Annotated in this window: 14 protein-coding genes; 12 read left to right on the plus strand and 2 right to left on the minus strand. The window is 71.5% G+C overall.

Going from position 1 to position 12,518, the window contains the following annotated elements:
* Entirely contained in the window at window positions 1-450 is a 450-nt protein-coding gene (locus FIV44_RS23560) for a metallopeptidase family protein (protein ID WP_246086582.1), read from the minus strand.
* Window positions 451-501: 51 nt separating this feature from the next.
* Between FIV44_RS23560 and FIV44_RS23565 the strand changes: the two genes are divergently transcribed.
* The 4 genes from FIV44_RS23565 to FIV44_RS23580 all read left to right on the plus strand — a co-directional run bounded on the left by FIV44_RS23565 (window position 502) and on the right by FIV44_RS23580 (window position 3,632).
* Entirely contained in the window at window positions 502-879 is a 378-nt protein-coding gene (locus FIV44_RS23565; RefSeq protein WP_141006570.1) for a DUF3499 domain-containing protein, read from the plus strand.
* A 124-nt stretch (window positions 880-1,003) separates the two neighbouring features.
* Window positions 1,004-2,392, plus strand: coding sequence for a phosphomannomutase/phosphoglucomutase (locus FIV44_RS23570; protein WP_141006571.1), 1,389 nt, complete (start codon window positions 1,004-1,006; stop codon window positions 2,390-2,392).
* On the plus strand, window positions 2,389-2,583 hold the full coding sequence (locus tag FIV44_RS23575; protein ID WP_181410789.1) for a Trm112 family protein: 195 nt from the start codon (window positions 2,389-2,391) through the stop codon (window positions 2,581-2,583). The genes FIV44_RS23570 and FIV44_RS23575 overlap by 4 nt, the downstream gene beginning before the upstream one ends.
* Before the next feature lie 23 nt (window positions 2,584-2,606).
* Window positions 2,607-3,632, plus strand: coding sequence for an SIS domain-containing protein (locus tag FIV44_RS23580; protein ID WP_141006572.1), 1,026 nt, complete (start codon window positions 2,607-2,609; stop codon window positions 3,630-3,632).
* Window positions 3,633-3,651: 19 nt separating this feature from the next.
* On the opposite strand, the gene FIV44_RS23585 is transcribed toward FIV44_RS23580, so the two are convergent.
* Window positions 3,652-4,461, minus strand: a complete 810-nt coding sequence (locus FIV44_RS23585; RefSeq protein WP_141006573.1) for an IclR family transcriptional regulator — start codon at window positions 4,459-4,461, stop codon at window positions 3,652-3,654.
* A gap of 248 nt (window positions 4,462-4,709) precedes the next feature.
* Between FIV44_RS23585 and FIV44_RS23590 the strand changes: the two genes are divergently transcribed.
* The 8 genes from FIV44_RS23590 to FIV44_RS23625 all read left to right on the plus strand — a co-directional run bounded on the left by FIV44_RS23590 (window position 4,710) and on the right by FIV44_RS23625 (window position 12,483).
* Window positions 4,710-5,474 (plus strand): ABC transporter permease, encoded by a 765-nt coding sequence (locus FIV44_RS23590; protein ID WP_181410790.1) that lies wholly within the window; start codon window positions 4,710-4,712, stop codon window positions 5,472-5,474.
* Entirely contained in the window at window positions 5,471-6,265 is a 795-nt protein-coding gene (locus FIV44_RS23595; protein ID WP_141006575.1) for an ABC transporter ATP-binding protein, read from the plus strand. Before FIV44_RS23590 ends, FIV44_RS23595 begins: the two co-directional genes overlap by 4 nt.
* A gap of 34 nt (window positions 6,266-6,299) precedes the next feature.
* On the plus strand, window positions 6,300-7,337 hold the full coding sequence (locus FIV44_RS23600; protein WP_181410791.1) for an ABC transporter substrate-binding protein: 1,038 nt from the start codon (window positions 6,300-6,302) through the stop codon (window positions 7,335-7,337).
* The gene (locus FIV44_RS23605; protein ID WP_141006577.1) at window positions 7,334-8,506 is read left to right on the plus strand and encodes an LLM class flavin-dependent oxidoreductase; all 1,173 of its coding nucleotides are present in this window, start codon (window positions 7,334-7,336) and stop codon (window positions 8,504-8,506) included. The genes FIV44_RS23600 and FIV44_RS23605 overlap by 4 nt, the downstream gene beginning before the upstream one ends.
* Window positions 8,506-9,540 (plus strand): ABC transporter substrate-binding protein, encoded by a 1,035-nt coding sequence (locus FIV44_RS23610; protein ID WP_141006578.1) that lies wholly within the window; start codon window positions 8,506-8,508, stop codon window positions 9,538-9,540. Before FIV44_RS23605 ends, FIV44_RS23610 begins: the two co-directional genes overlap by 1 nt.
* An 83-nt stretch (window positions 9,541-9,623) precedes the next feature.
* On the plus strand, window positions 9,624-10,769 hold the full coding sequence (locus FIV44_RS23615) for an acyl-CoA dehydrogenase family protein (protein ID WP_181410792.1): 1,146 nt from the start codon (window positions 9,624-9,626) through the stop codon (window positions 10,767-10,769).
* A gap of 56 nt (window positions 10,770-10,825) precedes the next feature.
* On the plus strand, window positions 10,826-11,302 hold the full coding sequence (locus FIV44_RS23620) for a flavin reductase family protein (RefSeq protein WP_246086583.1): 477 nt from the start codon (window positions 10,826-10,828) through the stop codon (window positions 11,300-11,302).
* A gap of 98 nt (window positions 11,303-11,400) precedes the next feature.
* Complete coding sequence (locus tag FIV44_RS23625) at window positions 11,401-12,483, plus strand: acyltransferase family protein (RefSeq protein WP_141006581.1); 1,083 nt, start codon at window positions 11,401-11,403, stop codon at window positions 12,481-12,483.
* The last annotated feature ends 35 nt before the right edge of the window (window positions 12,484-12,518 follow it).

Genomic DNA, 12,518 nt, shown 5'->3' on the forward strand with positions numbered 1-12,518 from the left:
TCAGTCGTCGTCCGCGGGGTAGCGCGGGTCGACCTGGCCGGGCTCGATGCCGAGCAGCTCCGCGACCTGCTCGACCACGACGGTCAGCACGATCGCCTCGAGATCGGCCCGGTCCGCGGCACGATGCTCCAGCGGCCGGCGGAACACGACCAGCCGGGTCGGCCGGGTCCCGGACCCACGCACCAGCGACGACAGCGGCACCCGCCCGGAGTCCCAGTCGTCCGGCAGCTGCGGCGCGTCCTCGACGGCGTACTCCACCAGGCCGAGGTGCTCCGACCAGCGCGCGTCGATGTCGGTGACGACGTCGAGCATGATCCGGTCGAAGGTCTCCCGGCGGCTGCGCGGCAGCGGCGGCCGGTGTCCCGTGGCCGCCAGCGGCAGCACCGCCGGCCCGCGCATCCCGCGGCCGCGGCGGTCCCGGCGCCGGCCGGGCGTCTTCGGTGGCTCCACGACCCGCGAGCCTATCCGCCCGTTCCGCCCGGGGCGGTAGCGTCTGCGGAGATGACCACCAGTCCGGCCCCGCAGAGCCTGCGGACGTGCTCGCGCACGGCCTGCGCGCGCCGTGCCGTCGCCACGCTGACCTATGTGTACGCCGACTCCACGGCCGTGCTCGGGCCGCTCGCGACGTACGCCGAGCCGCACGCCTACGACCTGTGCGACGTCCACAGCGAGCGGCTCTCCGCGCCACGCGGCTGGGAGGTCGTCCGGCTCGCCCTCGGCACCCAGCAGCAGGGTCCCAGCAACGACGACCTGCTCGCGCTCGCCGACGCCGTCCGCGAGGCCGCCCGCCCGATGCGGCGCGAGCCGGTCGAGCAGCCCCGCGAGCCGGGCCGTGAGGTCGCCCGCAAGGGCCACCTCAGGATGCTCACGACCGATTGAGGCCGAGCGCGTCTCCGGCGCAGACGAGGCAGCAAGCTGCCGCCGACGCCTCCCGCTGCGCTGCCGGCGACGGACGGTGAGTGCGACTCACCGATGCGGCCCGGCGTGCCCTAGGGTCTGGGGCATGGCCAGCGCCACGACGAGTCCGGAGAACCTGAGCAGCGTGTTCAAGGCCTACGACGTGCGCGGGATCGTCGGCGAGCAGCTCGACGAGGATCTGGCCCGGGCCACCGGTGCGGCGTACGTCGACGTGCTCGGCGTCGAGGCGATGGTGATCGGCTACGACATGCGGCCGAGCTCGCCCTCGCTTGCAGGCGCCTTCGCCGACGGCGCCACCTCGGCCGGTGCCGACGTGACCATGATCGGGCTGGCCTCGACCGACCAGCTGTACTTCGCCTCGGGGCATCTCGGCCTGCCCGGCGCGATGTTCACCGCGAGCCACAACCCGGCGCAGTACAACGGCATCAAGATGTGCCGGGCGCTGGCCCAGCCGGTGGGGATGGAGAGCGGCCTGGCCGAGATCCGCGACCGGGTCGCCGCCGGGACGCCGGCCGTCGGCTCGCGGACCGGCTCGATCGGCTCCCACGACGTGCTGCAGGCGTACGCCGCGCACCTGCTCGCCCTCGCCCCGGTCGCCGGCCGCCGGATGCAGGCGCCCTTGAAAGTGGTCGTCGACGCCGGCAACGGGATGGCCGGCCACACCGCGCCCGCCGTGTTCGGCCGCCTCGCCGACCAGGTCGAGATGGTGCCGCTGTACTTCGAGCTCGACGGCACCTTCCCCCACCACGAGGCCAACCCGATCGAGCCCGCCAACCTGGTCGACCTGCAGAAGGCGGTCATCGCCGAGCGCGCGGACATCGGCCTGGCCTTCGACGGCGACGCCGACCGCTGCTTCCTCGTCGACGAGCGGGGCGAGCTGGTCTCGCCGTCCACCCTCACCGCGCTGATCGCCGCCCGCGAGCTCGCCAAGGAGCCGGGCGCCACGGTGATCCACAACCTGATCACCTCGCGCGCCGTGCCCGAGATCGTCGCCGAGCTCGGTGGCACGCCGGTCCGGACCCGGGTCGGGCACTCCTTCATCAAGACCACCATGGCCGAGACCGACGCGATCTTCGGCGGCGAGCACAGCGGCCACTTCTACTTCCGCGACTTCTGGCGCGCCGACTCCGGCATGCTCGCCGCGCTGCACGCGATGGCCGCGCTCGCGGAGTCCGGCCGGCCGCTCTCGGAGCTGCTCGCGGCCTACGCCCGCTACCCGCTCAGCGGGGAGATCAACAGCACCGTCGCCGACCAGGACGCGGTGCTCGCGGAGCTGGCGGCGGCGTACGGCGGCCAGGACGGCGTCGCCGTCGACAGGCTCGACGGGCTGAGCGTCAGCCACGCCGACTGGGCGTTCAACGTGCGCGCCTCGAACACCGAGCCGCTGCTGCGGCTCAACGTCGAAGGGAAGGACGAGTCCACCATGGCCCGAGTCCGTGACGAGGTCCTCGCGACCATCCGGAGCAGCAAGTGAGCGCCGCGAGCCGGCCGGAGATCTCGCCGGAGCTGCTGGCGATCATCGTCTGCCCGTCCTGCAAGGGGGAGCTGACGCTCACCCCCGCCGGCGACGACGTCGAGCTGGTGTGCGGTGGCTGCGGCCTCGCGTACCCGGTCCGCGACGGCATCCCGGTACTGCTGGTCGACGAGGCCCGCAAGCCGGCCTGAGGACGGGTGGAGGGGGCGACCCGATGGTCTGGTTCGACGAGTCCCGGCTGGACGACGAGGCGGCGCTCGCGACCGCCGACCTGCGGTTGCGCACGCTCGCGGAGTCCGGGTCCCGGGTACGCCGCGAGGTCGGCGGCGCCTCCGACGCGATCGCCGAGGCGGTCTCCCGCTCCATCGAGTCCCGCCCGCGGGCGGTGATCGCGGCCGGCCCCGACTCGCGGCTGCTGCGGGCGGTGCTCGAGCCGTTCTGCCCCGTGCCGTTCGTGGCGTGGCCGTCCCCGGCCCTGCCGGGGTGGGCCGGGAGCCTCGACCTCGTCGTCGTCCTCGCTCCCGAGGGCGCCGACGCCGGGACCGCCCTCGCCGTCGCGGAGGCCGCCCGACGCGGCTGCCAGCTCGTGGTCGCCGCGCCCCCGGACTCGGTCGTCGCCGAGCACGCCACCGGCCGCTGGACCACCCTGCTGCCCACGAGCACCGGCGACCAGCTCGCCACCGCCGTCGCCATGCTGTCCTTCCTCGACCAGGTGCACCTCGGGCCGACCGCGGAGCCCGACGCGGTGGCCGAGGCCCTCGACGCCGTCGCGATCGCCTGCTCGCCCAACCGCGACATCTCGATCAACCCCGCGAAGATGCTCGCCATCTCGCTCGCCGACGCCGCCCCGCTGCTCTGGGGCGGCTCGGTCCTGGCCGCCCGCGCCGCGCGCCGGGTCGCGGAGTCGATCCGGCGTACCTCGGGGCGCACCGCGCTCGCCGGCGACGCCGAGCACCTCCTCCCGGTCGTGGAGGCGGCCCGGCCGCGCAACGTGTTCGCCGATCCGGTCGCGGACGGCGCCGCGGACCGGCGCCCGGTGCTGGTCATCCTCGACGACGGCGCCGACGACCCCGTCGTACGCGATCAGCGGCAACGGCTCGAGGACGCCGCCCGCAGCCAGGACGTCCGGATCGAGCACGTCTCCTCGGAGGCGACCGGAGAGGTCGCCCGCTACGCCTCGCTGCTGCTCAGCGGGACCTATGCCGCGGAGTACCTGCGGCTGGGCCTGGTCGCCGACTGACCGACGTCGGTTCAGGTCTTCACTCGGCCCGCCTTCGGCGGCGCGTGGCTTCATGCCGGCTGGCCGCTCGTGCGGAGTTCGTGCGGAGCTCATGGGAGGCGCGGCGCGCGGCGATCAGCAGCGTGCGTGCGGTGTCGGAGGTCGCGTGGTGGTCGGAGATGTCCTGTCCCGCGACGACCAGGGATCCGATCGGTGCGCCCGCGGGCCCGATCACGGCGACCGCCATGGCGTCGAGGTCGGGGCGTACGCCGGCAGAGAGGATCGCGAGGCCCTGCCGGGCACGGGCACGCTCGACGCCGGCGCGGACGGCGGGTGCGGACGACTCGACCAACTCGCCGAGCGCCGGATCGCCGGCGATCCCTTCCTCTCCCAGTGCGGCGAGGACGGCCAGTCCGCTCGCACTTCCCGTGACGCTGACCCGATTGCCGACGTCGAGGATAGTCGCCAGTGGCGTCCGCCGGTTCCACAGGCGCTCCACCACGAGCATCTCGGTGCCGGAGAGAACGTCGATCGAGATGACCGCACGCCGTTCGCGCAGGGTCCGTTGGAGGTCGATGGCATAGGGGAGCGCAGCCCTGCGCAGAGCTGACTGGTCGACGTATGCTCCGCCGAGTCCGACTGCGCCGGAGCCCAGGCGCCAGGTGCTGCCGGAACGCTGGACCAGCCCCGTCGGCTCGAGGGTCGTCAGCAGGCGGTGGACCGTCGTGCGGTCGACGGCCGAGGCGCGCGCCAGCTCGATGGCGGTCGCGGCCTCGTTGCGCGCCAGGGCGTCGAGCAATGTCGCGGCCTTCGCGACGGCAGCGACCTGGCCGTTGCGCTGCTGGGCCACAGCTCGGGCTCCTTCGTGCTCACGTTGTGATCCGGCTCATGTGCGCGATGCGCACACGAGGGTGCGGTGTGACGTCGCGCGTCCGAAACTGAACTAACTAGGTCGAGTTTATCAAGGTAGGTGCTCATGTTCCTTCGCAAGCCCTGTGGTGCGCGCCGATGACCACGCTCTCGCCTTCTCGGCAGAGCCGACGGTCCACGACGCACGCGGAGAGTGATCCGAGCCTTCCTCCCGGTGCCGCGCCCGGTGTGCCCCACCGGATCGTCGGACTCGCTGCTCCGGTCGGGTACTTCGCCCTCGTCATGACGGTCTGGGAGTCGGCGGTCCGGCTTCTGCATGTCGCCCCACTCGTCCTCCCGGCACCCTCGGCCGTCGCGCGGGCCCTTGCCGACAACGCGCAGCTGCTGCTGCACCACTCGCGCGTGACGGTGGTGGAGGCCATGATCGGCCTCGGCATCGCGCTCGTGGCGGCGGTCCTGCTGGCGGGTGCTTCGGCCGCCAGCCCCTTGGTGCACCGGATGCTCTATCCCTCGATCGTGGTCTTCGAGGCCGCGCCGAAGGTGGCTCTCGCTCCGCTGCTCGTCATCTGGTTCGGGCTGGGCCTCTCCTCCAAGGTCGCCACGGTCGCCATCATGTGCTTCTTCGCGATCTACGTGGCCACCTTCCGCGGACTCAACTCGGTCGATGGGGACCAGATGGACCTTGTCCGCTCCCTGCGGGCGACCCGCCGCGAGGTGTTTCTCCGGGTACGGCTCCCTGTGGCGGTCCCTCACTTCTTCACCGGCCTGAAGATCGCCGTGCCCGGCGCCATGATCGGCGCCGTCGTCGGAGAGTTCGTGACCGCGCAGGCAGGCCTCGGCTACCTCGTGCTCCAGTTCAGCCAGTATCTCGACACCACGCGGACCTTGGCGGCGATCGCTGTGGTCACGTTGTGGTCCGGGCTGCTCTACCGCCTCGTCGTCGCGGCAGAGTCGGCCGCCCTTCGCCGCTTCGCGCCGGGGAGCAACCGGTGAGTGTCGTCACGGCGCCGCTCGCCGCCCCTTCCCTGAGCCTGAACGGGGTCGGAAAGCGCTTCCTCGGCCGGAACGGGACGGTGGAGGCCATCGGTGAGGTCTCCTTCTCCGTCGCGAGCGGCGAGTTCGTCGCCGTGGTCGGTCCGAGCGGCTGCGGCAAGTCGACCCTGCTGCGGATGCTGGCGGGCCTCGACGTCCCCACGCAGGGCAGCGTCAGCGTGGACGGAACGCCCGCTGTCTCGGTCGCCTCCCCACCGGGCGTCGCGTTCCAGCGCCCGGTGCTGCTGCCCTGGCGCACGGCCCTCGAGAACGTCGCACTCCCGTCGCAGGTCGGCCCCGGGGCCCGCGGCAGCCGGTCTGTGCTTCGAGACCGTGCCCGGCAGCTGCTGGAGGAGGTCGGCCTCGACGGCTTCGAGAACGCCTACCCGCACGAGCTGTCCGGTGGGATGCAGCAACGGGTGGCCCTGTGCCGCTCGCTGCTCTCCAACTCGGGGCTCTCGCTGCTCGACGAGCCGTTCGCCGCGCTCGACGCTCTCACCCGCGAGGACCTGATGTTCGTGCTGCACGATCTATGGCGGGAGCATCGCACGACCACCGTCTTCGTGACCCACGGCATCGCCGAGGCGGTGTTCCTCGCCTCACGTGTGGTCGTGCTCTCCGGTCGCCCGTCCTCCGTCGCCACGGTCGTCGAGGTCGACCTTCCCGAGCATCGTGAGCCTGCGCTGCTGCACGACCCGGCGTTCGTGGCCCTGACCACTTCGGTCCGCGATGCCCTGCATCGCCCCGGCTGAGCCGTCGTACCCACTCCCGAGAAAGAGTCATCCATTGCACACCAAACTCCTCAGGGGCGTCGCGCTCGTCGCCGCCGCTGTCCTGGTCACGACCGGTTGCGCCGCCGCCGAGAAGGCGAACGAGCAGAAGGCCGCCGCCTCCGGGAAGGCGACCGTCCTGAAGATCTACGTCGGGCCTTCGGGCACCACCTCGGCGATCTACCTCGCCGAGCAGAAGGGATGGTTCGCGGACGCGGGCCTCCAGGTGGAGTTCACCCAGTCCAAGCAGGGGGCCGGCGTGGCGCTGGCCAGCGTCGAGGCAGGACAGTCGCAGATCGCCGCCGGCACCTTCGCCGATGTCGTTCTGGCTCGGGCCCAGGACGCCAAGGTCAAGGCGTTCATGCTGCGCTATGGCGAGAGCCCGGTGGCGGTCGCCAGCCTGACCAAGAACACCACGCTGGACTCGCCGGCCGATCTCACCAGCCTCGTGGGTGGCATTCCGGAGAACACCACCATCTCCACGCTCTTGCCCGTGCTCCTCAAGGCCAACGGGATCGACCCCGCGGATGCCGAGACGGTCAGCATGGACTACACGCTCTTCGTGCAGTCGCTGCTGCGTGGCCAGGTCGACTACATCTCGGCGGCTGTCAACGACTCCTGGTGCGTGAGCAGCGAGGCCGCTGGCGGCCCCGACGAGCTCAGCGTCCTCCGCTTCTCCGAGAACGGTGTGAACCTCTACGACAGCGTCTGGATCACCTCCGAGGACTTCCTGGCCGACCAGCCGGACCAGGCGCGCGCCTTCACCGACGTGCTGACCCGGGCAGAGGAGTACGTCCAGGAGCACCCCGACGAGGCGACACAGGCGATCGTCAAGGCCGCACCGGAGCTCGAGGAGAAGGCGGTGCGCTGCCAGGTCGACGGCACCAACGAGCTGAACCGGACCGAGTATTTCGCCGAGCACGGCTTCGGTGCCTTCGATCCGGCCAAGGCAGCCGACGACATCGCGACGATCGTCGACGCCTACTCGTTGGACGTCACGCCGGACATCGCTGACGTGTTGACCAACGACTACCTGCCCGGGGAGGGAAGATGAGTCACGCGGCTCCTGGACATGAGAACGATCCCGTGCGTGTGCACTGGTACTTGCCGACTCACGGCGACGAGGACAGCCTCTCGTCGGCCGGTGCGCGCCGGCTCCCCCCGGGCAGCGTGCCGTGGACCGGACGCCGTTTCGGGATGGACTACCTGACCCGCATCGTCAGGGAGGTGGAAGCCGCTGGCCTCACCTCGGTGCTGACGCCCGCCGGCACCTACGCCGACGATGCCTGGATCAGTGCGGCGGCGCTGGCGCAGGCCACCAGTCGACTGAAGTTCCTGGTGGCCTTCCGGCCCGGACTGCTCGCGCCGACGCTGGCCGCCCAGATGGCCTCGGCTTTCCAGCGGGTCAGCGGTGACCGGCTGCTGGTCAATGTCGTTGCAGGATCGGACCGGCGCGAACAGCTGCGCTTCGGCGACGAGCTGGCCAAGGAGCAGCGCTATGCCCGCGCCGGGGAGTTTCTCGACATCGTGCGTGCGCTGTGGGAGCAGGACCAGGTCGACTACCAGGGGGAGCACCTCCGAGTCGCCAATGCCGCGCTACTCGAGCCGCGAGTGTTCCCGGAGGTCTACTTCGCCGGTTCCTCACACGAGGCGATCGAGGTCGCCGGCAGACACGCCGACGTCTACCTCTCCTGGGGCGAGCCGCCGCCGGCCATCGGCGAGCGCATCGCCCGTGTCGACGCCGGGGCCAATGAACGCCACCTCCGTCACGGGATCCGGCTGCATGTCATCACCCGCGACACCTCCGAGGAGGCATGGGCCCAGGCCGCGCATCTGCTCGGTTCGCTCGACCGCGAGGAGATCGAGTCCCGGCAGGCTGAGCTGCGCACGCACGAGTCGGCCGGCCAGCAGCGCCTCCTGGCACTGCACGGCGGCAGGACCGATGATCTGGAGGTGTATCCGGGTCTGTGGGCCGGGATCGGCCTGGTCCGTGGTGGCACGGGCACCGCCATGGTCGGCAGCCACCACGAGGTCGCCGATCTGATCCAGGACTACCGGGCGCATGGGGTCAGCGAGTTCATTCTGTCGGGCTACCCGAATCTCGAGGAGATCCACCCTGTCGCCACGGGCCTGCTCCCCGAGCTGCGACGGCGCGGAGTGCTCACTGCGGACGCCGCCGAGCCACCCCGCGCCGCGCATGCCCAACTCGTCGGAGGCGTGTGATGACCGAGCTCTACTTCACTCGCTGTCCCGTGCCCACCGCGACGACGCTGGCGGCTCGCACCGGCATGCTCGATGCGGAGCTTGCACCGCTCGAAGTCCGCATCGCCTCCCTGCAGGCAGCCGGCAACGAGCATCTGTTGCCGCATCACTTCGACCACGGCCTGCCCGGGCTGATCCGCGAGGGCGGCAACATCCCGGCACTGTGGGCGCGCGCATCGAGTGTGCCGACGCGGCTGGTCGGCGTCACCTGGGTTGACGAGTACCAGGTGATCCTCGCCGCTCGGGACTCCGGTATCGCCGGCGCGGCGGACCTCGCGGGACGTCGTATCGGGCTGCCGCGGACACAGGGCAGAGTGGTCGACATCGAGCACGCCATGGCGTTGCGCGGCTTCGAGCGCGCTCTGTCCCTGGCGGCGCTCACGCTGGAGGACGTCGTCCCGGTCGAACTGGACCCGGTGAGCATCGATGTCACTCGGACCGGGCTCGGCCAGGAGTCGTATGCCGCGGCGCGCGTAGCCCTTGCCGAGGGCGTCGTCGATGCGGTCTGGGTCAAGGGCGCTGCCGGCATGAGGATCAGGCGTGAGCTGGACGCCGTCGTAGTGAGCGATCTGGGGGCACACCCGGACCCTGCGATGCGGATCAACAACGGCACCCCGCGCACCGTCACCGTTCACGCCGAGCTCCTCGAGCGGCGGCCCGAGGTGGTGACGCGCTATCTGGTGGGCCTGCTGCGGGCCGCTCGCTGGGCGGAGAGCGGTGGCTCCGAGGTGGGGGCGGCGTTGGCCGCCGAGACCGGTGGCTCGGACGGCGACGTGGCTGCGGCCTACGGGCGCGGTCCTTTCGTCAGCTTCGCGCCGCGACTCGACGATCCGGTGCTCGACGCCCTCCGTGATCAGGAGAGGTTCTTGGCCGGTCACGGCTTCGTCCCCGCGCCGGCCGGCGGATCGGCGACCTGGGACGAGTGGGTCGTGACCGAGCCGCTGCGGGCCGCCGAGAAGCTGGTCGCCGACGCGCGTCTCGAGGCCTCCGCATGACGGCCGACACCTCCACCTCCGTTCGCGCCGTCGAGCCGACCGCTCCCGCTGCTGGCACCACGCCGGCCGAGTCCCTGGTCTCCGTGGCCGCGGACCTCGGCAGGAGCCTGGCCGACGGAGCGTCGCAGCGAGATGCTCTCCATGCCACCCCGGTCGCGGAGGCCCAGGCTCTCCGGCGCAGTGGTCTGCTGGCCACCACGGTGCCGGCGCGGTTCGGTGGACCCGATGCCGGGTACGGCGTGCTCGCCGAGGTGATCCGCCACCTCGCTCTCGGCGACCCTTCGGTTGCGCAGGTGCCGCAATCGCACTTCGGTCTCATCGAGGTGCTGCACTCCCACGGCACCGAGGAGCAGCGTGCCTGGTGCTTCGACCAGATACTTGCCGGCAAGCTGTTCTCCAACGCCCAGACCGAGCGAGGCCTGCTGCCGGGGCAGCCGCTGGGTGTCACCATGCGGCGCCGCGGTGACGAGCTGGTCCTCCAGGGCACCAAGAACTACTGCACCGGGTCGACGGTCGCCGACTGGATCCGGATCAGCGCCCGCGATGAGCAGGGCGAGGTCGTCTTCGCGCTGGTACCCGTGGACGCACCGGGACTGGAGGTGATCGACGACTGGGCGGCCATCGGCCAGCGCGGCACCGGCAGCGGGACCGTTCGCCTGACCGGGGCCGTCGTCGATCCCTTCCTCGTGCTTCGTCAGAACGGTCCGGAGGACCGACTGCTGGGCACCAGTTTCCAGTTGATGCACGCCGCCATCGATGTCGGCATCGCGCGAGCCGCCCTGGATGAGGGTCTGGCCTACGTACGTGACAGCGCCCGCCCGTACGTCGACGCGCTCGCCCGTGGCTGGGAGCGGGCGGACGAGGAGCCGCACATCGTGCTCCGTGCGGGTGAGCTGAGTGCTCGTGTTCATGCCGCCGAGGCACTTCTGGCTCGCGCCGGCCGCTTGCTGGACGTGGCCCGCGCGGCCGCTGTGGACCGGAGTCACGCCGACGAGGCCGCGGCCGCGGTCGCAGAGGTCAGGGCCTTTGGCGCTGACGCCGCGGTCGACGTCGCCAGCGACATCTTCGCCTTCGCGGGCGCCAGCGCCGCTGCCACCCGAATCAACCTGGATCGGCACTGGCGCAACGCCAGGACGCACACGCTGCACGACCCGACACGCTGGAAGTACCACCACGCCGGCGCCTACGCGCTCACCCGCACGCCGCCTCCCGCCCACGGACAGTCATGACAGGGGTCATGCCCACGACGCGAACCTCCATCGACCAGGACCTGGATCCGCCGCGGTTGCGCGAGGCGTTCGGAGTGTTCCCGAGCGGGGTGGTCGCCGTGGCGGCGGAGGTGAACGGCATCCGCACGGGCTTGGCGGCGTCCTCGTTCACGTCGGTCTCCCTGCAGCCGCCACTCGTGTCGTTCTCGGTCGCGAGATCATCGAAGACGTGGCCCCATCTGCGTATGGCCGATCGTCTCGGGCTGACCGTGCTCGCGGAGTTCCACGGCGCATGGTGCCGGCAGCTTGCCGGGCCCGTGGAGTCGCGCTTCGACGGGGTCGACGTGTCGACGACCGAGAGGGGCGCCGTCGTACTTCAGGACGGTCTGGCGCGTTTCGACTGCTCGATCCACCGCGAGGTGGAGGCCGGCGACCACGTGATCGTGGTCCTGCAGGTCCATGCGGTGGATCACACCGATTCGAGGACCGGCGCCCTGCCGTTGGTCTTCCATCGCAGCCGGTTCGGGCTGACCCGAGCGGCTCGCGGCTCCTGAACCCCTGCTCGCCCCGGCTTGCACCCGGCCGGGGCGAGCAGGTCACGAGGTTGTCTGACACTTGGTCTTCCCACAGGCGCTTCGGGTACCAAGGAGTGATGGCCTCACCTACTCGGGATCCGTGGCTCGACAACGCGAAGATGGGCCTGGTCACGCTCGTCGTGGTCGGGCACCTCGTGGCGCTGCTGCCCTCCGACGGCCCGGGCGGGCACCTCTACGACTTCGTCTACCTGTGGCACATGCCCGCCTTCGTCTTCGTCTCCGGCTATCTCTCCCGGGGGTTCCGCTACAGCTCCACGCGGCTGTGGCAGCTGGTCACGACGCTGCTGGTGCCGTACGTCCTCTTCGAGGGCGCGCTCGGCTGGTTCCGGCTCCACGTCGGCGGCGAGCGGCTGCAGGACATGTGGGCCGACCCGCACTTCCCGATGTGGTACCTGCTCGCCCTGGTCGCGTGGCGGCTGGTGACGCCGCTGTTCCGCTCGCTGCCGGGCGGCGTGCTCGTCGCGGTCGGGGTGTGCCTGGTCGGCGGGTACCTCCAGGGCGACTGGACCCGCTGGCTCGACGCCCCCCGGATCCTGGGCTTCCTGCCGTTCTTCGTGCTCGGCCTCAAGGCGACCCCGGAGTCGCTGGAGTGGCTGCGCGGCCGGGTCCCGGCGCTGCTCGGCGCCGCGACCTTCGCGATCCTGGGTCTGCTCGCCGTGTCGTTCGACCAGTGGGCCTCGCGTCCGTACCTCTACTACAAGCCCTACACCCTGATCGACGACCCCACGCCCACCGCGATCCTCACCCGGCTCCTGGTCCTGCTGGCCGGTGTCGCCGGCGCCTTCGCCTGGCTGAGCCTGGTGCCGCGGATCGACGGCTGGTTCACCCGGATGGGCTCGGCCACGATGATCGTCTACCTCTTCCACGGCTTCGCGGTGAAGGGCCTGGAGTACGCCGGGTTCGTCGAGTGGACGCGCGACCGGCCCTGGTACGGCCTGCTGCTCGCGGTCGGCGTCGGCGTCGGCGTCGCCCTCCTCCTGGCCGCCCCGCCGGTCCGCCGGGTGCTCGCACGGGTCGTGGACCCGTTCGGCGTCGCCCACCGCCGGGTGCGGGAGGCGGTCCAGCTGACCGGGGTGGTCCACGAGCAGGAGCAGCGCCCGGCCGGGCGGGAGCGGGTGGTGGAGCCGGCCGGGCGGTAGCCTTTCCCCGTGCCTGCCAGCCCTGGATCCCTTCG

This window comes from Nocardioides humi (assembly GCF_006494775.1).
Classification (GTDB): domain Bacteria; phylum Actinomycetota; class Actinomycetes; order Propionibacteriales; family Nocardioidaceae; genus Nocardioides; species Nocardioides humi.

Bases quoted from the DNA above. Each gene is read 5' to 3' on its own strand.
- FIV44_RS23570 (WP_141006571.1), top strand. From the start codon at position 1,004: ATGGCCAGCGCCACGACGAGTCCGGAGAACCTGAGCAGCGTGTTCAAG.
- FIV44_RS23605 (WP_141006577.1), top strand. From the start codon at position 7,334: ATGAGTCACGCGGCTCCTGGACATGAGAACGATCCCGTGCGTGTGCAC.
- FIV44_RS23625 (WP_141006581.1), top strand. From the start codon at position 11,401: ATGGCCTCACCTACTCGGGATCCGTGGCTCGACAACGCGAAGATGGGC.
- FIV44_RS23580 (WP_141006572.1), top strand. From the start codon at position 2,607: ATGGTCTGGTTCGACGAGTCCCGGCTGGACGACGAGGCGGCGCTCGCG.
- FIV44_RS23565 (WP_141006570.1), top strand. From the start codon at position 502: ATGACCACCAGTCCGGCCCCGCAGAGCCTGCGGACGTGCTCGCGCACG.
- FIV44_RS23610 (WP_141006578.1), top strand. From the start codon at position 8,506: ATGACCGAGCTCTACTTCACTCGCTGTCCCGTGCCCACCGCGACGACG.